22 protein-coding genes are annotated in these 25,679 nt (G+C 56.4%); 7 read left to right on the top strand and 15 right to left on the bottom strand.

Annotated elements, in window-relative coordinates; genetic code table 11:
• Positions 1-99 precede the first annotated feature (99 nt).
• Both QPL98_RS08755 and QPL98_RS08760 read right to left on the bottom strand, forming a co-directional pair.
• Complete coding sequence (locus QPL98_RS08755; protein WP_113879596.1) at positions 100-1,092, bottom strand: ABC transporter permease; 993 nt, start codon at positions 1,090-1,092, stop codon at positions 100-102.
• A 13-nt stretch (positions 1,093-1,105) separates the two neighbouring features.
• Positions 1,106-2,470, bottom strand: a complete 1,365-nt coding sequence (locus QPL98_RS08760) for a CmpA/NrtA family ABC transporter substrate-binding protein (RefSeq protein ID WP_273030805.1) — start codon at positions 2,468-2,470, stop codon at positions 1,106-1,108.
• Positions 2,471-2,946: 476 nt separating this feature from the next.
• Here QPL98_RS08760 and QPL98_RS08765 point away from each other — a divergent pair, with 476 nt between their 5' ends.
• Positions 2,947-5,622 (top strand): nitrate reductase, encoded by a 2,676-nt coding sequence (locus QPL98_RS08765; protein ID WP_303293094.1) that lies wholly within the window; start codon positions 2,947-2,949, stop codon positions 5,620-5,622.
• A 1-nt stretch (position 5,623) separates the two neighbouring features.
• On the opposite strand, the gene QPL98_RS08770 is transcribed toward QPL98_RS08765, so the two are convergent.
• Complete coding sequence (locus QPL98_RS08770) at positions 5,624-6,286, bottom strand: hypothetical protein (protein WP_303293095.1); 663 nt, start codon at positions 6,284-6,286, stop codon at positions 5,624-5,626.
• Between the two features lie 190 nt (positions 6,287-6,476).
• On the opposite strand from QPL98_RS08770, the gene QPL98_RS08775 reads away from it, so the two are divergent.
• From QPL98_RS08775 to QPL98_RS08795, 5 genes are all read left to right on the top strand, one after another.
• Positions 6,477-8,585: an N-6 DNA methylase gene (locus tag QPL98_RS08775; RefSeq protein ID WP_303293096.1), complete on the top strand. Its 2,109-nt coding sequence runs from the start codon at positions 6,477-6,479 to the stop codon at positions 8,583-8,585.
• Positions 8,585-9,814: a restriction endonuclease subunit S gene (locus QPL98_RS08780; protein ID WP_303293097.1), complete on the top strand. Its 1,230-nt coding sequence runs from the start codon at positions 8,585-8,587 to the stop codon at positions 9,812-9,814. Before QPL98_RS08775 ends, QPL98_RS08780 begins: the two co-directional genes overlap by 1 nt.
• A 54-nt stretch (positions 9,815-9,868) precedes the next feature.
• A complete protein-coding gene (locus tag QPL98_RS08785) occupies positions 9,869-10,510 on the top strand; it encodes a type IV toxin-antitoxin system AbiEi family antitoxin domain-containing protein (protein ID WP_303293098.1) in 642 nt (213 codons plus the stop codon).
• A 130-nt stretch (positions 10,511-10,640) separates the two neighbouring features.
• On the top strand, positions 10,641-10,910 hold the full coding sequence (locus QPL98_RS08790; protein ID WP_303293099.1) for a CopG family transcriptional regulator: 270 nt from the start codon (positions 10,641-10,643) through the stop codon (positions 10,908-10,910).
• Positions 10,911-10,964: 54 nt separating this feature from the next.
• On the top strand, positions 10,965-14,234 hold the full coding sequence (locus tag QPL98_RS08795) for a type I restriction endonuclease subunit R (RefSeq protein ID WP_303293100.1): 3,270 nt from the start codon (positions 10,965-10,967) through the stop codon (positions 14,232-14,234).
• On the opposite strand, the gene QPL98_RS19445 is transcribed toward QPL98_RS08795, so the two are convergent.
• From QPL98_RS19445 to QPL98_RS08845, 11 genes are all read right to left on the bottom strand, one after another.
• A complete protein-coding gene (locus QPL98_RS19445; protein ID WP_199451564.1) occupies positions 14,209-14,487 on the bottom strand; it encodes a type II toxin-antitoxin system HicB family antitoxin in 279 nt (92 codons plus the stop codon). The genes QPL98_RS08795 and QPL98_RS19445 overlap by 26 nt on opposite strands.
• Positions 14,484-14,942, bottom strand: a complete 459-nt coding sequence (locus QPL98_RS08800) for a hypothetical protein (protein ID WP_228285423.1) — start codon at positions 14,940-14,942, stop codon at positions 14,484-14,486. The genes QPL98_RS19445 and QPL98_RS08800 overlap by 4 nt, the downstream gene beginning before the upstream one ends.
• A gap of 180 nt (positions 14,943-15,122) precedes the next feature.
• Positions 15,123-15,458 carry a hypothetical protein gene (locus QPL98_RS08805; protein ID WP_199451565.1) on the bottom strand — a complete coding sequence of 112 codons (336 nt, stop codon included), beginning with the start codon at positions 15,456-15,458 and terminating at the stop codon, positions 15,123-15,125.
• 1 nt (position 15,459) lies between these two features.
• Entirely contained in the window at positions 15,460-15,969 is a 510-nt protein-coding gene (locus tag QPL98_RS08810) for a hypothetical protein (protein ID WP_199451566.1), read from the bottom strand.
• 320 nt (positions 15,970-16,289) lie between these two features.
• On the bottom strand, positions 16,290-16,808 hold the full coding sequence (locus QPL98_RS08815; protein WP_199451567.1) for an Hcp family type VI secretion system effector: 519 nt from the start codon (positions 16,806-16,808) through the stop codon (positions 16,290-16,292).
• Positions 16,809-17,015: 207 nt separating this feature from the next.
• The gene (locus tag QPL98_RS08820; RefSeq protein WP_141066760.1) at positions 17,016-18,755 is read right to left on the bottom strand and encodes a bifunctional protein-serine/threonine kinase/phosphatase; all 1,740 of its coding nucleotides are present in this window, start codon (positions 18,753-18,755) and stop codon (positions 17,016-17,018) included.
• Between the two features lie 58 nt (positions 18,756-18,813).
• On the bottom strand, positions 18,814-19,662 hold the full coding sequence (locus QPL98_RS08825; RefSeq protein WP_303293101.1) for a formate/nitrite transporter family protein: 849 nt from the start codon (positions 19,660-19,662) through the stop codon (positions 18,814-18,816).
• Between the two features lie 316 nt (positions 19,663-19,978).
• The gene (locus QPL98_RS08830; RefSeq protein WP_303293102.1) at positions 19,979-20,740 is read right to left on the bottom strand and encodes a TonB family protein; all 762 of its coding nucleotides are present in this window, start codon (positions 20,738-20,740) and stop codon (positions 19,979-19,981) included.
• On the bottom strand, positions 20,737-21,147 hold the full coding sequence (locus QPL98_RS08835; RefSeq protein WP_222447491.1) for a biopolymer transporter ExbD: 411 nt from the start codon (positions 21,145-21,147) through the stop codon (positions 20,737-20,739). The genes QPL98_RS08830 and QPL98_RS08835 overlap by 4 nt, the downstream gene beginning before the upstream one ends.
• On the bottom strand, positions 21,144-21,539 hold the full coding sequence (locus QPL98_RS08840) for a biopolymer transporter ExbD (protein ID WP_286893655.1): 396 nt from the start codon (positions 21,537-21,539) through the stop codon (positions 21,144-21,146). The genes QPL98_RS08835 and QPL98_RS08840 overlap by 4 nt, the downstream gene beginning before the upstream one ends.
• Positions 21,526-22,323, bottom strand: a complete 798-nt coding sequence (locus QPL98_RS08845) for a MotA/TolQ/ExbB proton channel family protein (protein WP_303293103.1) — start codon at positions 22,321-22,323, stop codon at positions 21,526-21,528. The genes QPL98_RS08840 and QPL98_RS08845 overlap by 14 nt, the downstream gene beginning before the upstream one ends.
• Positions 22,324-22,492: 169 nt before the next feature.
• On the opposite strand from QPL98_RS08845, the gene QPL98_RS08850 reads away from it, so the two are divergent.
• Positions 22,493-24,847 (top strand): diguanylate cyclase, encoded by a 2,355-nt coding sequence (locus QPL98_RS08850; RefSeq protein WP_303293104.1) that lies wholly within the window; start codon positions 22,493-22,495, stop codon positions 24,845-24,847.
• Here QPL98_RS08850 and QPL98_RS08855 read toward each other — a convergent pair.
• Complete coding sequence (locus QPL98_RS08855; RefSeq protein ID WP_141066765.1) at positions 24,844-25,611, bottom strand: sulfite exporter TauE/SafE family protein; 768 nt, start codon at positions 25,609-25,611, stop codon at positions 24,844-24,846. The two genes, QPL98_RS08850 and QPL98_RS08855, sit on opposite strands and share 4 nt — an antisense overlap.
• Between the last annotated feature and the right edge of the window lie 68 nt (positions 25,612-25,679).

A 25,679-nucleotide genomic window follows, 5' to 3' on the forward strand; every position in this document is an offset into this window, starting at 1 on the left:
ACGACCGCAATCTGTGATTGCGGGCCGGACCCCATCGGGGTACTCGCCGCGTGTTTCGGGAGGCGTAACCCACCCGGTGCGGCATGCTCCAGAACGGGATCACTCATTCCAGGCCACCTTCCGCTGAATCAACAGCATGACCCGATCCAGCAAGAACCCGATAAACCCGATGGCCAGCACCGCCACCATAATCCGACTCAAAGACTGGCTACTGCCATTTTGGAACTCATCCCAGACAAACTTGCCCAGCCCCGGACTCTGCGCCAGCATCTCGGCGGCAATCAGCACCATCCAGGCAATGCCCAGCGACACCCGCAAGCCGGTAAAGATCATCGGCACCGACGAAGGCAAAACCACCTTGCGAACGTGGGTCCAGAACGACAGCCGAAGTACCCGGGAGACGTTCAGCAAGTCGGGATTGACCGCTGCCACTCCAACGCTGGTGTTGATCAGTGTTGGCCAGAGACTGCACAGAGTGACCGTAATCATCGAGGTCAGGAACGACTTCTCGAACATTGGATCGTCACTGACATAGGTGGCCGATACCACCATGGTCACCAGCGGCAGCCAGGCCAGGGGAGAGACCGGTTTGAAGATTTGTATCAGTGGGTTCACCGCAGACTGGAAATACCGGTTGAGGCCAAACACAATGCCCAGAGGTACTGCAATCAGCGACGCCAGGGCGAAACCGGCCAGCACCGTCAGCAGGCTGGTGACCACCTGGTCGAGAAAGGTGGGTGCGCCGGGGTAAGCCCGAATACGGACGTCTGCCTCCGGGTTGTCGGCCAGAATGCGGGCATTACGCTCCTCCTGCATGGCGATGAACTTATCGGCCCGCTCCCGCTGGCTGATATGCTCCTGCCACAGTTGTCCGGACTGTTCCCACACTTGCACCGGGCCGGGAAAGGCCCCCAGGGAGGTTTCCACCTGTGGTGCGGCCAGATGCCAGAAGCCCAGGAAGACCAGAATACCAACCAGTGGTAACAGCAGTTGCTTGCCCTGGCTGAGCCATTCGCCCGGTTGCAGACCGGAAAGTAGCTGGCGGCTGCCACTGGCCATGGACTGACCGATTCTTGCGCTTAACGTCGTCATGTCGGGCCCTCCCTTACGGCGTCTCCGACCCTTTCAGGCCGATACTGAAACGGTTGATGTAGGCATTGGGTTCGCGCGGAGTGAACGGGACGCCGTCAATCAGCTCACCCTGCATGGGACGTTCGAAATTCTCCTGGGCAAAGTCCGGGAAATCACTGGCGGTCATCAGGCCGTCCTCGATCAGTGACTGGGCCGCTTCGGCGTAAAGATCGCCCCGATACACCCGGGCTGCGGTCTTCATATACCAGTCGTCGGATTGTGCTTCGGGAATCTGGCCCCAGCGACGCATCTGGCTCAGGTACCAGATCGCATCAGACGGATACGGATAGGTGGCGTGATAGCGGAAGAAGACGTTGAAATCCGGCACTTCCCGGACATCGCCTTTTTCATACTCGAAGGTACCGGTCATGGAGTTGGCAATGACTTCCCTGTCGGCCCCCACGTAGCTGGGGCGGGCAAGGATGTCCACGGCGGCCTCCCGGTTGGCATTCTGGTTTTCGTCCAGCCAGTAAGCTGCGCGGATCAGAGCCCGCAGTAACCGAAGGTGGGTATTGGGGTTCTGCTCGGCCCAGGCTTCGGTGACTCCGAACACCTTTTCCGGGTTGTTGGGCCAGATTTCATAATCGGTAATCACCGGCACACCGATGCCCTTGAAAACCGCCTGCTGATTCCAGGGCTCGCCCACGCAGTAGCCCTGGATGGTGCCTGCTTCCATGGTGGCGGGCATCTGGGGCGGCGGTGTCACGGAGAGGTGCACGTCGGCCTGGATGGTGCCGCTGGTATCGCCGCGCTGGGGCGCGTAGAAGCCGGGATTCAGGCCACCGGCGGCCAACCAGTAACGCAGCTCGTAATTGTGGGTGGACACCGGAAACACCATGCCCATGCGGAAGCGCTCGCCGTTGGCGCGGGTCTGCTCAACCACCGGCTTCAGCGCGCTGGCTGAAATCGGGTGTTCCGGATGATCACCTTCCATTTCCAGGTTTGGTTTCATCGCTTCCCAGACGTCGTTGGACACGGTAATACCGTTGCCGTTGAGGTCCATACTGAAGGCGGTGATGATATCGGCCTGGGTGCCATAGCCTATGGATGCGCCCAGGGGTTGGCCGGCCAGCATGTGGGCACCATCCAGTTCACCGGTGATGACCCGGTCCAGCAGCACCTTCCAGTTCGCCTGGGCTTCGAGTTCTACGAATAACCCTTCGTCCATGAAGTAGCCCTGTTCCCAGGCAACCGCCAGGGGCGCCATATCCGTGAGTTTGATAAAGCCAAGCTTGAGATCGGGTTTCTCCGCCGGGCCAATATCGGCCTGGGCCAGGGAACTTAGGCCGATCAGGGTGGCGGTCAGTAAAGGTCGAACATAATGGTTCACTGTCTTCATCGTGATGCCTCTCGGTTCTCTCATTTCAGACGCGCAAAAAAAAGCGCCTGCCTCCGTTGCCGGAGAGCAGGCGCCGATGCCTGTAAATGAGAGCTGTGATGTCGTGATGGTTCACTAATCACTCAGCACAAGCCGTGCCATCCAGGACTATTCATGTATTTCAGTAAGTTGCGGGAGCCCTGGTCGTTCCAGCAGGGGAAGCCCGTGCTTTGCCGGGGTGGTTTTGGTGCAGAAAATCGCCCTTTGCACCAAGGTGAACGCCCATCGATAGGCTTTTCAAGGAAGCTATTTAGCGGTGCAACTGGCTTCGACAGGCGCACCAGGCGCCATTCAAGGCCCTTGGAGACATCAAATCGTGCGCTGGCCCCCTAATTGCTTTCTTTTATGGCAGACAACACAGGCAACGAAGCCCGCCCCCCGGCTCTGGAAACGGAAACCGGGTGGTGGGCTTTTTTGGTTCAAGAGCGAGGAACAGCATGAAACACCACGACACGCCAGCGGACTCTATTGCCACCACCTGCCCTTACTGTGGTGTTGGCTGCGGTGTTCTGGCCGCCCCTGGCCATGTCGAAGGCGATCATCAGCACCCGGCCAATGGCGGGCGGCTTTGCGTCAAAGGTTCTGCCTTGCATGAGACGCTGGAGGATACCAGCCGCTTGCTGGTGCCAAAGATCGCGGGCTATGAGGTGACATGGGAGGAAGCCATTGACCGGGTCGCCGGGGCCATTTCCGATTCGGTGCGTGAGCATGGCGCGGAATCCGTGGCCTTCTATCTCTCCGGGCAGCTACTCACGGAGGATTATTACATTGCCAACAAGCTGGCCAAGGGGTTCATCGGCACACCGCATGTGGATACCAATTCCAGACTGTGCATGTCCTCGGCCGTTGCGGCACATAAGCGTGCTTTTGGCGAGGACTGTGTTCCCGGTTGCTACGAGGATCTTGAGCTGGCGGACCTGCTGGTGCTCGCGGGCAGCAACGTCGCCTGGGCCCACCCGGTACTGTACCAGCGAATGAGTGCTGCGCGCCGTCAGGGACGGAGAGTGGTGGTCATCGATCCCAGAAAGACAGCGACAGCGGATCTCGCTGATCTGCACCTTCAGCTTCGCCCCGGAACCGACACCCTGTTGTTCAATGGCCTGTTGGTCTGGCTGCACGATCACGGGGCCCTGGCGGAGGACTACCTTGCCGAGCACTGTAACGGCTTCGAGGAAACCCTGGCGATCGCCCGATCCTGTGCGCCTTCCGTGCAAGCGGTAGCCAGGGGCTGCGATCTGGCAGTAGAAGAGGTGGAGTGTTTCTATCGATGGTTTGCAGACACCGGACGGACAGTGACCGCGTTTTCCCAAGGCATTAATCAGTCGGTTGCTGGTACCGACAAGGCCAACGCCATCATTAACTGCCATCTGGCTACTGGCCGGGTGGGCCGACCGGGAGCGAGCCCGTTTTCGCTGACGGGACAACCCAATGCCATGGGTGGCCGTGAAGTTGGCGGGCTGGCCAATACTCTGGCAGCCCATATGGATTATGACACCCCGGGCGCCTTGCTCCGGGTTTCGGATTTCTGGCACAGCGAGCAGATGGCCCGTGGTCCCGGCCATAAAGCGGTGGACCTGTTCGAGGCAGTCCATCGGGGAGAGATCCGGGTACTCTGGGTGATGGGCACCAACCCCGCAGTCAGCCTGCCGGGCAGCGAACGTATTCACCAGGCACTGTCCCGTTGCCAGACTCTGATCGTCTCGGATTGTGTGGCCCAGACCGATACCACGCAGTTTGCCGATATTCTCTTGCCGGCTGCCGGTTGGGGCGAGAAAGATGGAACGGTGACCAATTCCGAACGGCGCATTTCACGCCAACGCCGGTTTTTGCCCCTGCCGGAGCAGGTCCGGCCGGACTGGCAGATTATTCGGGACGTTGCCTGTTCGCTGGGCCATGCTCATGCTTTCGATTACACATGCCCTGCCGATATCTTTCGCGAACATGCGGTGTTGTCCGGCTATGGTAACGGAGGCGAGCGTGTGTTCAATATCTCCGCCTTGTCTCAACTCAGCAACCAGGAGTACGACGAGCTGGCGCCGGTGCAGTGGCCGGTCACGGAGGGTAACCCCGGGGCCTGGTTGCAACCCCGTCGGCTGTTTGGGCACGGGCAATTTCCCACGCCGGATGGCCGGGCACGATTGGTGCCCGTGTCCAGTTTGCCGCCCGGGCAGCTACCTGGACCCCGGTACCCGCTGGTGGTGAATACCGGCCGAATCCGTGACCAATGGCATACCATGACCCGAACGGCCCTGGCACCCAGGCTGTTTGCCCATCGCAGCGAGCCGTTCATAGAGTTGCACCCGGCGGATATTGCCGGCTTTGGTTTGATTGAAGGTGCCCTGGCGGTGCTGCGTGGGCCGGGCAATGCGGGCTATGTTGGCCGGGTCCGGGGCAGCACCGGCCAGCGCACAGGTGAAGTGTTTGTGCCCATCCACTGGAATGGCCGGTTTGCCTCCTCCGCTTTGGCGTCCAGCCTGATCCGTCCGGTTGTGGATCCCATTTCCGGTCAGCCAGAAGGCAAGCATGGTGTGGCGACCATCCGGCCCCTGGTGACCCGCTGGCAGGCGAGGCTATTGCTGCGTGATCCCCGCCTTGCCTCGTTGGACCACACCGCTCTTGCCTACTGGAGTTGTCAGCGCCTGCCGCACAGTCACGGCTGGTGGTTCGCCGGGGGCCACGAGATGAACTGGCGGGAATGGGGGCAACGTTGTTTTTCGCGGGAACCGGAACTGGTCATGGAAGACCGGGCGAGACAGCGCTACCGGGCCGCCTGGCTTAGTGGCGATCGACTGGACGCCGTGTTGCTGGTTGAGCCCTGTGTCCAGACCATGCCGGATCTGGACTGGCTGGACAGTTGTTTTGGCAAAGTTGAGCTGGCGTCGGAACAACGCCGGTCGTTACTGGCAGCAGGGACGGTGGAAGGCGAGGCGGCGGGGCCGATTATCTGCACCTGTTTTGGCGTGGGTGAGCACCAGATTGCCCAAGCCATTGAGCAGGGCATGGCCAGCCCGGAGGCACTGGGCGAGCACCTGAAGTGTGGTACCAACTGTGGCTCCTGCCTTCCGGAGATACAGGACCTGCTTGCTCGCACCGGGGCCCGGGAACCCGCCTGAGTCAGGCCGCAGCAGCCCGCCGAAGCAGCGACAGCGGCACCCGGTAACGAAGGATCCGGGCATGCTGGCTGACAGTCACGGTGCAAGTCTTGCGGTTAACGCGCACCACCTGGCCTTGAATTTCGCGTCTGCCGTCGTCGAATACCACTGAATCCCCCACCTGCCAGTGCCGATGCTCCGCAGTGGGACTCGGAAACTCAAAGGGCCCGGCGGATAGCTCGATCCCGCAGCCGCTGGCCTGTTCCGCAAGGTATAGCCGGGTGGCGTTTGCGGCACCGCTGTGGTGCAACTCATCCAGCGCTTCATAGAAATGCCGGTTATGCACCGAGCCGTAATGCCGTTGCCCGGCGCTGTGCTGCAGCAAATGGGCGAACTCATGGCAGCAGGTGTGCGCCAGCAGGTTCAGCACACTCACTTCCCCCTCAAAATAGCCGCGGCTCCGGATTTCCCGGGTGGATAACCAGCCCTGGGCGGTTTCCGGTTGGTGCTTGGCGGCAATCATCCGGGCACCGTAGGTGATCAGATGTTGCTTCTTGCGGGGATCAAAACGATGGTAGGTGGCCTGGCCCGAGCCAACCCGCAATGCCAGCCTAGCGCCCGGGTTTTTCTGCTGAACCCAGCCTTCAGCCGGTGCCCAGAGAATGTCCCGGGTGGTCTGGCACATGAGGGTGCCGATGGCATGTGAGTTTGGGGATAGTTGAGGCATGAATTCTGGCTGGGTCAAAAAATAGTAGCGTGCTCGAACGGATAGACTAACCAGCGAATTTACAAATTGCTATGGCCCGTGTTGGCAGAGTTGTTTAGAGTCTCTCCACATTTTGTGTAGTGGCAGTTTCAGGAGACACCTTTCCACCATGAATGCCGAACAGCTCAAACAGCTTGAAGACGATCTTTGGTCTGCCGCCGATAACCTTCGGGCCAACTCCGATCTCAAGTCCAGCGAATACGCCACGCCGGTACTCGGCCTGATCTTCCTGAAATTCGCCGACAACAAGTACAAGCGTGCCGAGCCGGACATCACCAGGGAGTTTGCGGAGCTCAGAGGCACCCGGCGGGAAAAACCAATCTCCGAAATCGCCATCCAGAAATGCGGTTTCTACCTCCCGGACCATGCCCGCTACCACTACCTTCTGGGCCTGCCGGAGCAGGAAGACCTGGCCCGAAAGATCAAACAGGCCATGGAAGCCATCGAGGAATACAAACCCGAGCTGGATGGCATCCTGCCCAAGGACGAATACTTCGCCCTGACCCGCACCAGCAACACATTGCTGGCGGAATTGCTGAAGAATTTCTCCAACATCCCGGCGGATGCCAATGGCGACATTTTCGGTAAAATCTACGAGTTCTTCCTGGGCAAATTCGCCCTGAGCGAAGGCCAGAAAGGCGGCGAGTTTTTCACCCCTACCTCAGTAGTCAAACTGATGGTGGAAATCATCGAACCCCACCATGGCACGGTATACGACCCAGCCTGCGGATCGGCCGGGATGTTCGTGCAGTCCCAGCAGTTTGTAGAGCGACACCGCAAGAAGCTGGACGAACTGGGCGAAGCCCACGAAGAAGATCAGCTCTACGTCTATGGCCAGGAAAAGACCCTGGATACCGTCAAGCTGGCGAAGATGAACCTGGCGGTTAACGGCCTGCGGGGCGAGATTCGCCAGGCCAACAGCTACACCGAAAACCCGTTTGACGGCTTCGGCAAGTTCGACTTCGTGATGGCCAATCCGCCGTTTAACGTGGACGACGTGCCCCTGGCCTCGGTGGAAGACGATCCACGTTTCAATACCTACGGCCTGCCCCGAAAGAAAACCAAGGCCAAAGCCAGCGAGCAGGGCAAGGAAACCGTCCCCAACGCCAATTACCTGTGGATCAATCTGTTCGCCACCTCCCTGAAGAACAACACCCCGGACAGCGGCCGGGCGGCATTGGTGATGGCCAATTCCGCCTCCGATGCCCGCCACAGCGAGGCGGACATTCGCCAGACCCTGATCGAGAACAACCTGATCTACGGCATGCTCACCCTGCCGTCCAACATGTTCTACACGGTCACCCTGCCCGCCACCCTCTGGTTCTTCGACAAGAACAAGCAGGACGACCGCATCCTGTTCATCGATGCCCGCAACATTTTCACTCAGATCGACCGGGCACACCGGGAATTCAGCGAAGAACAGGTCCAGAACATCGCCATTATCAGCAAGCTGCATAAGGGCAAGCGGGCGGACTTTATCCGGTTGGTGGACAGCTACTTCCGCAAGGGTATGGAACAGTTGCTGACAAACCGTGAAAAAGTGGAGCCGGTCAGCGAGCAGTTACTTGACGTGCTGGACGATACCCAGGGCAAACAGGCCGTGGGCGAACTGGTCAGCCAGTGGCAGGGCCTGAAAGCCCTGCAGCAGGCCAGCGATGCCTACATCCAAGCCGCTGACCTGCACCTGACCACTCCGGAGGCCATCGAAACCGCCAATCGCACCCAGCAGGCACTGAGAGCGACATTTGATCCTTTCTTCCAGCAACTGCACACCGGCCTGAAGCAACTGGACAAAGTGGTACGCCAGCACGAAAAGGCCAGAGCTGAAGAAGCCAGACAAGCTGGCAAGCGCGCCACCTCCGACCGCAACGCCCGCCGCTTGAAAGAGGCGCTGGAGGAACTGCACAAGGAGGTTCGCAGTGCCGAGGCCTACTACCAGCATATTCACTGGCTGCAGGAGCGTTTTCCGAATGCCGAGTACGAGGATGTGACCGGGCTGTGCAAACTGGCCACACCTGAGGAAGTGAAGGAGCAGGATTATTCCTTGAATCCGGGGCGGTATGTGGGGGTTGTGATTGAGGAGGATGGGAAGACTGAGGAGGAGTTTCTTTCGGACTTGGCGGAATGGAACCAATCCCTCGGACAGCTCAACTCTGAGGCCAGCACTCTCTCCAGATTGATTTCTGTGAACGTAGATCAAATCTTGGAGACGAATTGATGGAAACTCATATTTCCAAGTTTGCCATGGTCCGCCTTTCAGAATATGCCGAAATTAAGCCGGGCTTCGCATTTAAGAGCGATCGATTCACGGATAAATCCTCGGATATTCCACTTGTTAAGGGTGACAATGTTCAGCAGGGATATATTGACTGGACAAAGGCGAAGTTTTGGAATTCCGATGATGTCGATGATTATCGAGACTATCTTCTGGAACCGGGTGATATCGTCGTAGCTATGGACCGACCTTGGGTCAATGCTGGGCTGAAATGGGCATTCATTAAAGCTCACGATCCGAAGTGTTTATTAGTGCAGCGTGTTGCTAGGTTACGGGCAAAGAGAGGTTTGTCGCAGGACTTTCTCCGTTATCTTGTGTCAAGTAAGTACTTTGCATCGTACATAGAGCCGATCGTTACGGGCGTGAATGTCCCACATATCAGCGGAAAGCAAATTGGCGATTTTCGAATTCCTTTGCCGGAAATAGATATTCAGGAAAAAGTCGCAGCTTTATTGGCAACCTACGACGACTTGATCGAAAACAACAAACGCCGCATCACCCTGCTGGAAAACATGGCCGAGGAAATCTACCGCGAGTGGTTTGTGCGGTTCCGGTTTCCGGGGTGGCAGGAGGCAGAATTTGAGAAGGGCCTTCCGGCTGGTTGGTCGATCAAGAGGCTCAATGACATCTTGGTTCTTCAGTATGGAAAAGCTCTTAAAAGTGAGGATCGTGTTGAGGGCACTGTTCCTGTTTATGGCTCAAGCGGCGTTGTTGGTTTCCACAACGAAGCTCTCGTTGAGCGGCCGGGGATTATCGTGGGTCGAAAGGGTAATGTAGGGGCGATTCATTGGTCAGATGTTGCCTTTTACCCAATCGACACCGTTTATTACGTTGTGTCTGATCTGAGCAAACATTTCCTGTATTACCTCCTGCATTCCGTTAATTTTATAAATAACGATGCAGCCGTACCGGGGTTAAATCGAAAACAAGCCTATTCAAACGAAGTGTTGGTTCCGAAGAGCGGATTGATCGAGCAATTCGAAGAGCTGGTGAAGCCGCTTTACGATCAGAAAAGATCGTTGATCAAAATGAACGATAACTTAGAGAAAACCAAAAACCAACTCCTTCCCCGCCTGATCTCCGGCAAACTCTCCGTGGAAAACCTGGATATCCAGTTCCCGCCCTCCATGCAGAGTGATGAGTCAGACAGCGCCGACGAAGCCGCCGCTTGAACCCTTAACGCTTATCAGACAAACTGTCACCAGATATCAATAAGTGGTAACAGTTTGTCTGACTCCGACTCTGCCCGATCCTCCCGGGCACAACTTCAAACCCTGTTCCGACAGCACGGCGGCCAGCTTCGCCTGAGCGAAGCGCTGGCCCGGGGCTATAGTCGGTACCAGTTCTATCAGCTTCGGGACGAAGGGGTGATTGAGCCGGTCAGCCGTGGTCTTTACCGGCTGGCGGATCTGCCGCCCATCGAAAACCCGGATCTGGTGGCCGCTGCTACTCGGTTCCCTAGTGCGGTGCTTTGCCTGATTTCCGCGCTGGACTGGCACGACATAACCACACAGATTCCCCACCAGGTGCATCTGGCGGTGGAGCGGGATGCCCGCCTGCCGGTACTGGACTATCCGCCGGTGGCAGGATACCGGTTCTCCGGGCGGGCCTTTAGCGAAGGCATTGAACAGGTGGATGTGGATGGAATCACCCTGAATGTCTACAGCCCGGAGAAAACCCTGGCGGACTGCTTCAAGTTCCGGAATCGTATCGGCATGGATGTGGTGCTGGAGGCACTGGAGCTTTATCGCACTCGCAAAACCTTTCGTCCTGGCAAACTGATGGAATACGCCAGAATCTGCCGGGTTGCCAATGTGATGGCGCCCTATCTGGAAGCCAAACGAGAGATGACAGTGAGGGTTTTGTAGTACTCTCTTGTTGATTGAGTAAAAAAGGAATAATTTGTACTCATGGATGTGTTTGAATTTGACGGAACCAAAAGCCAGGCCAATCTGGACAAGCACGGCATTGATTTTGTGGAGAAAGAGGTTGAGCTTTATGAAAGCTAAAGATTTCGACAAGAAGTTTGATGAAGCCCAGCAGGACGTTGTTGAGGATCTTGATCTGTCTTCTGCACGGCGCGTGAATCAGGAACAAAAGCGAATCAATGTTGATTTTCCGGCCTGGGTCGTAGAGTCTCTGGATCGGGAGGCCGCGCGTATTGGCGTTACCCGCCAATCTATCATCAAGGTCTGGTTGGTTGAGCGTTTGCAGGCGGAGGCCGCCAACAAGCCACTCAATCAGGACAATGCAGGCGGTGCCCACTAACGGAGCGGCAGAACTCCGGAGAATACCCACCCGGTCCATGGAGTCGGCAGGCCGATGGCTAGTTTTATTTCGGAAGACAATATCGAGCAGGCGCTTTTGCAGCGCCTTCAGCACATTCATGGTTTTAATGTACTGGATTGCTATACCGCAAAACCGGAAGAACCGAACGATGGTTCTCACCGTGCCGATAAGCGGGATGTGATTTTCCCGGTCGAGTTAAAAACCGCCTGCCTCGAGTTGAACCCTGGCATCCCTGAGAGCAAGATCGACGAAGCCATTGAGCGGGTGATGAACCGGCGCGCAGCCATGTCTCCGATTGCGGCCAACCGGGAACTGTATGACCTGATCCGGGATGGCGTGCCGGTGCAGTTTGATGATGAGCGCGGCATCAAACAGCACGAGAAAGTCCGGCTGGTTCATTTTGACGATCCGAAACAGAACCGCTGGCTGGCGGTCTCCCAGTTGTGGATCAAATCAGTGGGCCAGGCCCCCAAAGCTGCCTACCGTCGCCCGGATGTCATCCTGTACGTTAACGGGCTGCCCCTGGTCTTTATCGAACTGAAGAACTCCAACGTGCGGTTGCGCAATGCCTTCGAGGATAACCTGCGCAGTTACCGCCACGACATTCCCCAGTTGTTCCACTGCAACGCATTCTGTGTGCTATCTAATGCCCTGGAAACCCGGGTGGGCAGCTTCACTGCTGGCTGGGAACACTTCTTTAACTGGTTCCGGGTGGAGAGCGAGAAGGAGGCGGTAAACCGCAAGGAAATTACCGAGCAGGCCACCAGCCTGGAACATGCTGCCGATGGCCTGTGCGAAAAGTCCCGCCTGCTGGATTACGTCGAGAACTTCATCCTCTTCCATAAGGGCGAAACCAAGATCATTGCCCAGAACCACCAGTTCCTGGGTGTGAACAACGCCTATGAGCGTTTCCGTAAACGCAGCGAATACGACGGCAAGCTCGGGGTGTTCTGGCATACGCAGGGCTCGGGTAAAAGCTTTTCAATGATTTTCTACGCCCGCAAGATTTTCCGGAAAGCGACGGGTAATTTCAGCTTTGTGGTGGTGACTGATCGACAGGATCTGGACGGGCAGATCTACCGGAACTTCCTCAATACGGAGACGGTTCGCAAAGAAGATGCAGCGCAACCGGCCAATGCCGAGGAAATGCGCAAGTTCCTGGGTCAGAACAAAAAGGTGGTCTTCACCCTGATCCAGAAATTCCGGTACGACAAGGGGCGGAAGTACCCCCGGTTGTTTGACCCGGAAAAGGAAAACCGGGAAATCATTGTGATGGTGGATGAGGCGCACCGCACCCAGTACAAGAACCTTGCCGAGAACATGCGGGCAGGTCTGAAAGGTGCGCACTTCCTGGCCTTTACTGGCACACCACTGTTGGGGCGTGACCGCAAGACCAACAGCTGGTTTGGCGATTACGTGTCTGAGTACAACTTCCAGCAGGCGATGGAAGATAACGCCACCGTCCCACTGTTCTACGAGAAACGGGTGCCAAAGGTATTGATCCAGAACGACGATCTGGGGGATGAGTTCTACGAGCTACTGGAAGACGAAAACCTGGACGAGGCGCAGCAAGAGAAGCTGGAGAAAAAGTATGCCCGTGAACTGGAAGTGATCAAGCGGGACGACCGCCTGGATACCATTGCCCGAGACATCGTGTATCACTTTCCCCGCCGTGGTTATCTCGGTAAGGGCATGGTCATCACGCTGGACAAGTTCACCGCCGTGCGCATGTACGACAAAGTGCAGCAGCACTGGAAAGACGAACAGAAGCGCCTGCTGAAGCTGATCAAAGAATCGACCAACGAGGTTGAAAAGGCCCGTTACAAGAAAATCAGGGATTACATGAAAACGGTCGAGATGGCCGTAGTGATCAGTGATCCGAAAGCGGACGAGGAGAAATTCGAAAAGCAGGGCCTGGATATCAAGCCGCACATCAAGCGTCTGGAGCAGCTTGATGAGCACATGCACGATGTTGAGTATAACTTCAAAGACCCGGAGCACCCTCTTCAGTTGGTGTTCGTGTGCGCCATGTGGCTAACCGGGTTCGATGCGCCCACCATATCCACGCTTTATCTCGACAAGCCCATGAAGGGCCACACTCTGATGCAGACCATTGCCCGGGCAAACCGGGTGGCTTCCTATCGCGTCAAGGGTCACAGCGGTGATCTGGTCGAGAAGAAAAACGGCGAAATCGTCGATTATTACAACGTGTTCCGCAACATGCGCAAAGCACTGAAAGATTACGCGCAGGGCGCGGATGGCGAGGAGCAGCCGGTTCAGGAGAAGTCTGAGCTCTTTGAGTTACTTGATGATGCGGTTAGCCAAACACTTGAGTTCTGCCGGGAGCGGGATATCGAGATGAATGCGGTGTTTGAGAAGCAGGATACGTTCAAGAACATCGGGTTTTTCAATCAGGCGGCGGATACCCTCCTGAGCAAAGAAGACTGGCGCAAGCAGTTTAACGTTTACGAGAACACCGTGACGGCGCTTTATGAGGCCTGCAAGCCGGAAATCTTCCAGCAGCATGACAATCAGCGTATAGCGGCGATTCAGTATCTCCGTGGGGTGGTGGACGCGCTGGTGGAGCAGGCTGATATTGATGAAGTCAGTCAAAAGATCTCGGAGCTGCTGGACGAGAGTGTAGTGGTGGACAACGCCGAGGCGTTTAACATCAAGGAGCACCGGGCTGAATATGAGATCGTCCAAAAAGGCCAGGGTTGGGACCTGAGTAAGATCAACTACGACAAGCTTCGAGAAGATTTCAGGAAAGCCGAGTACAAGCACATTGAGATCGCAGAGTTGCGTGCTTTTATCGAAGACAAATTGCAGCAGCTTCTTGAGCAGAACCACACCCGCACAGATTTTGCCCAGCGGTTACAGGAGATCATCGACAAGTACAATTCGGGCAGTTCGTCTGCGGATGCGTACTATGAAGATCTGGTTCAGTACGTTGGTAATATTCGGGAAGAATCCGAACGGCATATCCGCGAGGGCCTGAGTGAAGACGAGCTGGAGATTTACGATCTCTTGAAGAAAGACAAACTCACCAGGGGGGAAGAGCAAAAGGTGAAGCTGGCTGCCAAGGATCTGATTATTCGGCTATTGGAGGGCCATCCGAAAGTGCTGGTTCAGGATTGGTGGAAGGATGGTCAGACTCAGCGCGCGGTAAAAGCAGCGATTGAAGAAGTTCTCGATAAGGATCTGCCGGAAAGCTACGACCGAGTGGCTTTCAAAGAGAAGTGTGACAACGTTTTCGAGCTGGTCGTGGAGTTTGCGGCTAGTGGTCGGAAGTGGGTGGCCTGAGTTCCCCGGATTCTGTATTAAAGAGCATCCAAATGCCCCCTTCAAAATCGTAGCGCGCCTCAAGTGAGGATATGGTGGAGGGTGCAGGTGGCTCTTCTGCTGTACCCTCCATGCTCAAACGAAAGGCATCAAGCATATGAGCCGGTAGGTCATCCCACTCATCAGATGCAGCAAAACATCCGGGGATATCTGGTATCTCTGCACCATGGGCAGTTGTTTCATCGCCTAAACAAACATAAACAGGGTAAATCATTCGCGTGTTTTGCTAACAGACAATGAAGACAGAACTTCTTCGAAAATGTCATCCTGAGTACTGATGGTAATCCACGAAGTTGGATGTTTTGAGGTGGCGATAAATGCAGTGGTGTATCCATTGACGGCGACTGAGAAGCCGTAGGCGCTGTTACCCAAATCCAGCTGAACGACCTTGCCGGAGGATCCTTGCGCTTCATTAAATCCTTGCCTGACCTCGTCGACAGCGGTATCAAAATCTGGACTGGTTTCCATGGTCATCAACGAACCAACCATTGCGGAACCAAGCCAAAGCTGGGTTTCAAAAGGTTGCACATCAATCGTATTAAATCGACCACTACCGAGTTCAAAAGTCAGGTGATTGGAGGTGTGAAACTCAATGGGTGTCTGGCCAGTAGTAGCACAACCAGAGAGCAGGCTGACCAACACAAACCCTAAAGCGATAGTTTTCTGCATCAAACGGATCCCTGTTCAGTTCAAAGAGTCGAGAATAGGAGGCTTGAATTGAACCGCGCGAAAACGCTTGCACATCATGTTAATGCGTACGTTGACGAAAAGTTTGGCACCCATCTGGTCCATTGTAGATGTTGGCGCTGCTCACACTGCGCTCAAAAATCGGTGTATTGGTTCGGGGCGCTACCAGAAAACTGATGTTATAATGGCACTTTTCCATCTGGATTTTGTCGAAACCAAGCAGCCATATCCATGTAGATCCATCTCTTTAATTTTGTTTTTTGATGTCTTGAGGATTTTTTTCAACCAGCCCCTTGTTAGCATGGACGATCCGTCCAATAAGTTGACAATAAGTTCCCTCATATTAGCATTGCAATCCATGTTTGCAATTATCATGTCTTCAACTACATTAACGGTCCTATTGTTAAACTGGGACTTTCGGGATCGAATCGAAAGATCATCGCCCAGAGTTGCCGCTATTAAAATATAAAGCGCATCCTTTTCGCTAGTGGTCAGCATCTCAAATTCCTTCTGCTAAGCTAATAAACTCTATTTCAGTAATTCCTTGGGAATAAATTGATAATAGGTGGTCAGTTACATTGTTTTTTATTATAAATGCAATGCATTTCTCATCTTTGCAAGCGCTATAAATTTCAGTGTCAAATTTTGATATTATAGTGAGGTTATCAATTCCAAAAGAATGATCAATTTCGATGGTTGAGTTCTTGAGTATGTCGGCAGTTTTTTTATCAAGATCAGTTTTATCTTTTATATTAAAAAGATACTTTGGATAATCTTTTAGGTCGAAGTCACTTGGTAGAGACTCTAGCTCTTTTGTTATTACGATCCCAGAAATTAAATTGCCCTCGGGCCATCCTACTGATAATCCGTCAGCAGTGAAAACGGTGGATCCTGAAAGCAACTTTGTTGGAACCTGAAGGTTAAATTCGCCACTATAAGATATTGTGGTTTGAGAGGTTGCACACCCAGTCAATAGTATAGTTAAGGATAGAATCGCTCCAAATTTCATTGAGTACGTCCTTTTGGGTTAACTGTTAAAAGAAAATGGCAGGTTCGTGATTGCGAGCGGTGGTACTGCGGCGGTCTGGTTAGCCTAGTCCGATATGAGGGTGCCTCTTTCCTGCTCGCGAAATAGCTGTCAGCTATTACCCGTTGAAGACTCGGATTATTAATGAGTGTTTGAACGGGCAATACACAAACTGCTTTTCCGCCAAGATCTTATCGCACAGTAGTAAAATAAAGAACCGAAAGGTATTGCAGCATTTCTGGTTACTTCGGAGTTGAGGATCCCAAGGCCCTGAATCAAGGCCTTGGGTGACGCCGAATTGGTTAGGCTTCGACTGGGGCGCGCCAATCATCAGCGCCAGAAGTTCCAGCTACGGTGTGTTCCCAAGTAACTTTACGGTAGGACAGAGCAACGGTGACCAACTGAGTGAAGTCTGCGCTGCCAGGATCTTGGCAGTGAGGCATTTTGCAGTCGATATTAACGATAGTGGCATCTTCCAGAATGGTGGAGAAGAAGTGCTCCTGTTTGCCTTCTACCGAAGTGCGGTACCACTTGAGCTCTACCTTCGGCAGCATTTCGCCGGAAGCCAGGGCGTTGTACATCAGCGGGGTGGCTTTGTTCAGGGCTGCAGTAAACTCAAAAGGCTTATGAACGCGCTGTCCAGAAGGCTGGCCAGACTGAGGGTCTGTTGGGACCAAGACGGTGTGGCTGAATTCCTGGACCAGCACTTCGTCTTCATGACCTTCAACGTAGATGTTGCCTACGGAATCGGAAGTGAACGCGCCAGCGGTGATGTTACCCTGGGTTTGGCCTTCGATGCTGATATAACAAGGAGTTGGCATAGTCTGCTCCATGACAATGTTGTGAATGAGTGTCCCAAGGATGTTCCCTGGACGGCATAATAGATAACAATCGCCGTGCCAGTTGTTGAATGTATTGATATAACAACTAGTTACGTGGAGTTCGGGCAATGTCTGAGTGTCTTCGGGCAAGGCGTTGCTTGGCGGGCGGGCGAGCTTTTGCTGGCTGGGCAATAAATGGCCCGGGGCTCAGTTCCAGGAGCCACTGGCCAGGGAGGTTAATAGTGCCAGCAGGAGCAGGGCCGAGACGCCTTGCCAGAAACGCACCGGGTGCCGCTCCATGAGAGGTGGATGGTGTCGGGCACGCCAGTCTCGTCCGGGGTGTCGGAGTTCGTAGAGCAGTTCCGATAACGCCGGGTAGCGGCGATGGGGCTCCGGATGGGTAGCCCGGGCCAGGGTGGCATCCAGCCACGGCGGCAGGTCTTCACGCCAGGCCCTGGCGGGCCGGTATGTCAGAGCCTGTAGTTGTTTGCGAGTGCGGATGCGGGGTACATCGGTATGGTAGGGCAGGCGCCCGGTTAATAGTTGATAGATAATCACGCCCAGGGCGTACTGGTCCGACTGCCAGCTGCCGGGTTCGCCGAGAAAGAGCTCCGGCGCCGAGTAGAGGGCGGCTCCAACCGGATAGCAAGCGGCAGGCTTGCCCGCTTCTTCCAGACCGGCGACCCGGGTGGCTCCGAAATCGACCAGCATGGCGCGGCCATCCGGTGTGATCAGGACATTTTCGGGTTTCAGATCCTGGTGCACCATTTCCAGCCGGTGGAAGGCCCTGAGCCCCCGGATAATCTGCTCGGCCAGTTGTCGCACGGTTTCCAGATCTGGCTGCGGGTGATCAAGCATCCATTGCCGCAAGGTACAACCTTCTACAAAGTCAGTAGCCAGATACAGGCAACTTTGCGGACGCTCCGGGGCAAAGATGGCAACCACATGGGGGCTCTGAACGCGCTGGGCAATCCAGCGTTCAGTAACGAATCGCTCCAGCTCATCCGGATACTGCCGCAACTCCATCGCCGGGAACTTAATTGCGGCTTGCTTCCCGGACCTCTCATCCCTGGCCAGGTAAACGTGGCTTCGGCTGCTGATATGCAGGGCCCGGATGATTCGGTAGCCGTCCAGCACCTCACCGGGAGCGGGCTCGCGCGCGAATGGCAGTTCGCGATAGGCTTTCTGGGCGCTGGTGTCCTGTGTCCGAGAGGGTAACCGGGTTACCCGCAATACCTGGACCGTCAGGTTATCCTCACTTCCCCTTTCCAGGGCGAGTTGGGCCAGCGACCGGGCGGCGTGATCCAGATCGTCCCCGTTGTCGGCAAGGCAAAGGGTGATATCACCGGCCGAGAGCCGTTCGTAAACACCATCGGTCATCATCAGAAACACGTCGTTCCGGTGCAGGGCGAGACTGCGATACTCGATATCCAGTTGCGGGCTCAGTCCAAGAGCCCGGTTCAGGCAGCTTTCCTCGGCCGAAAGCCAGACCCGGTGGTCGGTTGTGAGTTGTTCCAGCGTGTTGCCCTGAAGCCGGTAGATACGGGCGTCTCCCACATGAAACAGGTGCGCCGTTGCGGATTTCAGAACCAGGGCACTGAAGGTGCAGACGTAGCCCCGGTCCTGGTCATAGCGATATCGGCTTTGTCGGGTCTGGGCGTGCAGCCAGGCATTGCTTGCCCTCAGCACCCGTTCGGCCGATTGTTTCACCGACCAGCTCTCGGGGGTTGAGTAGTAGTCGCTCAGGAAGCCGGCCACCGCCGCTTCACTGGCGATCTGGCTGACATTGCTGGAGCTGATGCCATCGGCGATTCCTGCCGCAATTCCCTTGCTGTGGCGCTGGTGATTGTCGGGTATCAGCAGGCCATGGAAATCCTGATTGGCGGGTTTCCGGCCGGCGCTGCTGAATTGTCCGGCTTCTATCGTGAGCTGTTCGCAGTTGGACATGAATATGAGCCACTGAAGCCCGCCGGTGTGTGCGGCACCGGCGGGGCCTTAGTGGTAATCAGGCGCTGCGGGCGCTGACGGGTTCGCGGTAGTCTGTTGTCAGGGTGCGCTTGGGTGCGGTGCGAACGTGGGTGGCGTAAAGCGTCAGCCCAGTGAAGGACAGGCCACCTACCAGGTTGCCCAGAACGGTGGGGATCTCGTTCCAGATGAAGTAATCCATGATACTGAACTCGCCGCCCATCATCAGCGCAAACGGGAACAGGAACATGTTGACGATGGAGTGCTCAAAGCCCATGTAGAAGAACAGCATGATCGGCATCCACATGGCCAGTACCTTGCCCTGGACCGTGGTGGAGATCATCGCGCCCACCACACCCATGGACACCATCCAGTTGCATAGCACGCCCCGCAGGAAGATGGTGAACCAGCCAGCCACACCATGTTCGGCATAACCCAGGGTGCGGGCCTTGCCGATCGAGGCAATCTTGTCGCCGACCACCCCGGCTTCCGTGTTGAAACCGTAGGTGAAAACAAAAGCCATGATGGTGGCAACCGTCAGGGCTCCACCGAAGTTGCCCAGGAACACCCAGCCCCAGTTTCGAAGGATGCCGCGGGTATCCACCCCGGGGCGCCGATCGAGCAAGGCCAGCGGGGTCAGCATGAATACGCCGGTGAGCAGGTCGAATCCCATCAGATAAAGCATGCAGAACCCGACTGGGAATAGCAGTGCGCCGACCAGCGGGCTGCTGGTCTGTACGCCGACGGTAATGGCGAATACCGCCGCCAGTGCCAGGATGGCCCCGGCCATAAAGGCCCGGATGAGGACATCCCGGGTGGCCATGTATATTTTTGATTCACCGGCGTCCACCATCTTGGTGACGAACTCCGAAGGCATGATGTAAGACATAGTGTGTTCCCCTGATCGCTTTCTGGTTGTCTGGAGCCAACAAAAAACGGCGCCCTCATTGCCTGCCCGGTAGGGACAGGAATGAGTAGACGCCGTCGTCTGAACAGAATGTGCGCGGGCAGCCTGCATGAAAATGATCAGGCTATCTGCTGAGGATGTCTGAGCAGAGAGCGTGCCAGCGTTGGAAGCTTTCAGGGTTTGATTTAAGAATCAACAGGTTGAGTGGGGGCGTCGGTTGCGGTTTGGTGCCTGCATTGCTGGCCAGCGCACCGGCAGAGTGCGCCCTGCCTTTCCTTGGTGCCTTGCAGCGGGTGAATCAGCGCAGATTAAAACGGACTGGCAGAGCGTAGATAAAGGACTTGCCGCGCATGGAGTCCGGCACGGCTGGCAGTGGCGCAGCTTGCGCCAGCATGGCCAAAGCAGCATCGTCCAGCAATGAGTGCCCGGAACTGTCGCGCAGTGAGTGTTCCACCAGCGAGCCATCGCGCCGGAACTCGAAGACAATCACCGGTGTACCCTCCTGGCCTAGCCGGCGGGCACGGCGAGGATACTCGTAATAGCGCGCCAGGTGCCGGCTGAGCTTGCTCAGGTAGCTGTCTACCTGTGATGACTGACCGGCATTCTGTAAAGGTACCGCGCTTTGGTTGGTGTTACTGTCCGCTTCTTCGCCCTGAGGTTGTTCGGAACTTTCTGCCACGACCTCGGTGGTGCTGGATTCTGGTTCCTGCGGTGTGGGGGCAGGTTCCGGTATTGGCTCAGGCTCAGGCTCTGGAACGGGTTCCGGCTTCGGTTCAGGTTTCGGTTCCGGCTTTGGCTCTGGTTTGGGGACAGGCTTGGGCTGGGGTTCAGGCTCCGGAGCCGGTTCGGGCTTGGGTTCCGGGGTGATTTCCGGCTTTGGCTCTACCGTTTTCTTGCCGGCGAGGTTGATCTTGATTGCGGGTGCGGTGTTCACGGCGCTGTCGCCCAGAACCGGCATTTCCAGCGTTTCCTCGGGCGTGGCCAGGACCGCTGTAATGGCGGTTGCGATCATGGCGATGATCAGGAACAGGGCTTTGGGTAGCCGACCTGCTGTTGTCATGTGGCAGGCTCCGTGAGCAGCAGAACTTCCGAATAACCGCCCTCTTCCAATATTTTCAGCAAATCCTCCAGATCGGCCATGGTCAGGCTTTGATCCGCAGCAATTTTCAGCGGTGCGTTTTCATCAGGAGCAGGCAACGCCGCAAGCAGGCTCTCGCGGGTCTGGTGCTTGCCTTCGACCTGCCATTGACCATCGGCCTGAACCATCATGTCGGCTTCGGGTGCCTGCTGATCCGGACTCTGCTCGGTGCCAGGCAGTTCTGGCAGTGGCTCGTTGGTGAGTTGTCCGGCCACAATGAAAAACATCAGCAGCAGAAACACCAGATTGATCAAAGGCAGCAATGCGTCTTCAACGCGTTCCAGAAGGCCCTTGCCAGAGGTTGATGGGGGTGGAACCAGTTCTGTCATGAGTCAGGCGTGTTCGCACGCTTCCAGTGAGGTTCAATGCCAGCGTTATCCAGCGCACTGAGGGTCCGGGTGAAATGGGCCAGGCTGGTATCGGGTGTTGTGGCCAGATTGGCTTCACTCACACCTTCAACGTTCAGCGTCGACAGTAACTGCGCCAGGGTGTGATCCTTCTCCTTCCAGCGCACCGTGCCATCGGCATTGACTCTGAGTTCTGGTAGAGGCTCGCCCGTGGCAGTGCTCTGCTGGCCGGTATTGTTCGCCAGTTCCAGGTAATCTACCGGTAGCAATCGGGTGGTGAGCATAAAGAACACCAACAGGATGAACACCACATCGATCAGTGGTGTTATCCGGATGGGAATCGGGCGGTTTGGCCGGGGGTCAACCAGCTGCATGAGCCAGCCGCTGATTATCGCCGACCGAGTAACCCCGGTCAGTCTCTGCTGCTTTATTAGAGCGGGGTTCGGCCACCGGTGTAGCTGGTTCGGCCTGAGCGGCCTGCTCGTTGCCAGGTAAAACGTTGAAGACGCTGACCAGGGCACTGTTGATGGTTTTGTGAATCCGGCGTAGACGGAATTCGATCCACGCCGCCAGAGCCGCAAAGGGAATGGCCACCACCAGACCTGCGGCCGTCGTGGTCAGCGCCTCATAGATGCCACCGGAAAGCTGGCTGGCGTTGGCGCGGCCGTCGGTCGCCGCCATCGCGCTGAATGCCTCCATCATGCCCATTACGGTGCCCAGCAGGCCCAGCAACGGGGCCAGAGCAGCAATCACTTCGATGATTTTTAACGGGGCCTCGAACGGTTCCAGCGCCGCTTGTGCATCCCGTACTGCCGTTTCCCGCACCGCACTGATGTTCGGATTGCTCTTGCTGGCGGTCATGGTGTTGACCAGCAGATGCATCAGCGGATTGGTGCGCCCGAGCAAGCCGGCGTCGGCTCTGATCTTTTCCGGGGAAGTCTGGGCCGGGGATGCCTGCCATTGCTGAACCAGGTAGCGCAACTTTCGGGTAAATCGCGGGGCATAGAAGGCTCCGAACAGCATCAGGTAAAAGAACGTGATCACGCCAATGGCAGCTATGGCGATCAGAACGATCATGACTGGGCCGCCCATTTCGACCAGTTGGCCGAGTGGCCCTTGGTCGAACAGCGATGCAGAAGTGGCAGTGATGGAATCCATACAGATATTCCCGGCGAGACGAAAATAGACCTAAATAATAACGATTATCAGTAGAATTTCAAGTCTCGATCTGACGTATCCGCCCGCCTTTGTTAGACTTTCGGTGATATTTGCAACTAATTGGTATCCATGCCGGGCATCCAGAGCCTGAGTGACGGGAGTTATTAATTTGGTCAGAAAGTGGTTCGGCAGCCTGGTGAACCGTGCCGTCGCCCTGGTGGTGGTTTTTGTGGCGGCATCCGCTGTTGTCATTGCGGCCATCGGGTGGCTGCTCAGTCGGGCCGAGCTGGAGGAGATGGCCCATGACCAGGTGGAAACCATTGCCGGAATGGTGGCCCGCGAACTGGACCTGAAACTGTCGGAGCGGCTGGAGGTTCTCACCCTCGTCGCCGAGGGATTTCCGTCCACCGAGATCGTGCTGGAAAACCGGGCCCGGGTCCTGCTGCGTAATCAGGATGCCCTGCTCCAGCTTTTCGATGCCACCTTTATTCTCGATGCCGATGGTCGGTTACTGGCAGCTTCCCCGGCGTCGTATTACGTACCCGGTTTTAATGCCTCGCAGCGCCCCTACTTCACCGATCTGGTCAGCCGGATGTCGCCCATTATCAGCGCTCCCTACATTACCGTAATTGATGAGCAGCCCGGCGTTATGGTGGCCGCGCCCCTGTTTGATGCAAACCAGCGATTCATCGGCATGATTGGCGGGCTGATTCTGCTGCAGGGCGATAATTTCATGAGTGAATTTGCCAGTGTCCGGGTTGGCCAGACCGGCTATCTGCGCCTGATAACGCAAAACGGCATCGTACTTGCTGATGGTCTGTCGGGAGAGGTGATGGTGCCCGTAAGCAAATCGTCTCCCTCTTTACTGCAGGCGATGTCCGGTTTCGAGGGCACATCCCACGATCATCCGGGCCGGAAAACCGGGACCATAACCGGCTATGCGCAAATGGCGCTGGTGCCATGGTTTGTGGCCGCTGTCTGGCCCGAGCGTGAGGCCTTTGCTCCGGCACTGAGGATGACCGGTGGCTTCAGCTGGGCTTTGCTGGCGGTAGTATCAATACTGGCGCCTCTGGCTTTCTGGATCTTCTACCGGTTGTTGGCGCCGTTGCGCAATCTCGGGGTTCAGATATATCAGCGACACACTGGTGAGCGTGAGGAGCCTGTTTCCGAGGTGGGCGGGTCGGAGATCCGCAACGTTGCCAAAGTCTTCAACCAGGTGCGGCAGGAACGGGATGAGATTTTCCGGTCACTGGCCGAACGCGAGGCCTTCTTCCGGTCCCTCACCAGCAATGCACCTATCGGCATCGTACACACCGATATCCTGGGCCGTATAGAGTTCGTGAACCCGGCGTTTCTGGATATTGTCGGTCGCCCCGAGGACTGGCTCCGCCATCGTTACCTGATTGAAACCGTTGCCAGCGAGGATCGGGACAAGGCCATGAAAGGATGGCGCAATGTTCTGGTGCGCCGCAGTTTTTTCAGGAGCCGGCTGAGGTTGCTAACCCATCGTCTGCCCGGTCATGTCTGGGTGGATGTCATTACCTCGGTGATCGACCTGCCGGACCAGGCCATTGGCACCATTACCGCCGTCCGGGATGTGACTCAGGAAATGCGCTTTGAACGGGCCATTCGTGAGGAACAGCAACGGGCGGATTCGATTCTCGATGTGCTTCAGGAAGGGGTGCTGATGGTGGATACCGAAGGCGCTATCCGCTACGCCAATGGCGCTGCCTGCAGTTTTCTGGCGCTGGACGATGACTGTGTTGGCCATAACTTCTTCGAATCCGTCACCATCCGTCATGACAATGAAGAACTGCTGTATGAAACCTTTTTGGCCGGCGATGAAATCGACAACCGCTACGTGACCCTCGAAAACCTGGCTGGACGGATCTACGACATCGATCTGACCATGCTGCATCTGCGACGGGGCGAGCGGCAGGAACGGCTGGTGTTTGTACTCAGGGACGACAGTGAACGCAGGCGGGAAGAAGAACGATTATCCTGGGAAGCCACCCACGATGCACTGACCCAGTTGGTGAATCGGCGGGCGTTCACCGCCTCATTGCTCAAGGCGCTGGCGGATGCGCCCGGGCAACCGGTGCCTGCGGTACTGATGATGATCGACCTGGACCACTTCAAACCCGTCAACGATGAAGGTGGTCACCTGGTTGGCGATGATCTGCTGAAGCGGCTGGCGGAGGTGTTCAAACAGGCCGTGCGTCAGTCGGATACGGTAGCCCGACTTGGCGGTGATGAGTTCGCCATTCTGTTGCCAGCCTGTGGTATGGCGCGTGCCGAAACCCTGGCTGAAAGCATCCGGGCAAAGGTGCAGGCGTTGAAGATCGAACACGACGGTCGCCAGTTTGGCGTCACCGTCTGCATTGGCCTGACGCCGGTTTCAGCCCACGACAACGGCCCGAAAGAGGTGATGGCACGGGCTGATGAAGGCTGCTACATCGCCAAATCCCGGGGCCGGAACTGCGTAGTATCGATTGCACTGCCGGACGAAGGCGACCGGCATTAGCCAAGCCAGCCGGCAGAGCGCGCTGCCTGCCAGAGCAAGCGGAACGCCAGCAAGGTAAGTACCAGGTTGAAGGCGGTGTGGAACCACCGGTTATTGATGGATTTAAGCAGGTGTAATCCAAGCCAGGTGCCGGCAAAGCCGCAGGCGATCATGGCCAGAATAAAGAGCAGCCACTCCGAAAACACAAAACCGGCCACGCCGAATACCAGGGCCTTGGGGGCGTGCTGCAGGGTCATGGCGGTGCCAAAGGTGGCGACGGTGCGGAAGCGGTCGGTGTGAATCTGCTTGATAAACGCCGCCACCAGGGGGCCGGTAGCGCCCACGAACAGACTCACGAAACTGGTAATGGCAGAAGCGATAAACACGCCGAACGGGCCAAAAGAGGCCTTGGGCAACCCGGGGCCCCAGCACAGGTAAAGCACGAACAGGGCAATGCTCAGTTGCCACAGATGAGCCGGCAGATCGACCAGCAACCAGGCACCCAGTCCGGCCCCTGCCAGCACGCCTGGGGCGAAGGCGGCGATCACCTTCCAGTCGATATGATGCCAGGTCAGTATGGCCCGGCCACTGTTGGAACCGAGCTGGATCATGCCGTGCACCGGAATGATCGCCGCCGGTGGCAGCCAGGATGCCATCAGTACCAGCAGCAGGACACCGCCGCCGGCGCCCAAGGTGGCGGTGATCATGGAGGTAACCGCTGAAGCCATCAGCAGGAACACAATCACGCTGGTGCTCAGGGCTTCCGGAAACACGATCAGGCTCATGGAACTCACTCTGGTATTGGCGTAAGCTCCTGAGTTTCCGGTTTATAACGGGAATGTCCAGGGGACTT

Origin of the sequence: Marinobacter sp. ST-43, from assembly GCF_030541085.1 — a bacterium.
GTDB lineage: Bacteria > Pseudomonadota > Gammaproteobacteria > Pseudomonadales > Oleiphilaceae > Marinobacter > Marinobacter nauticus.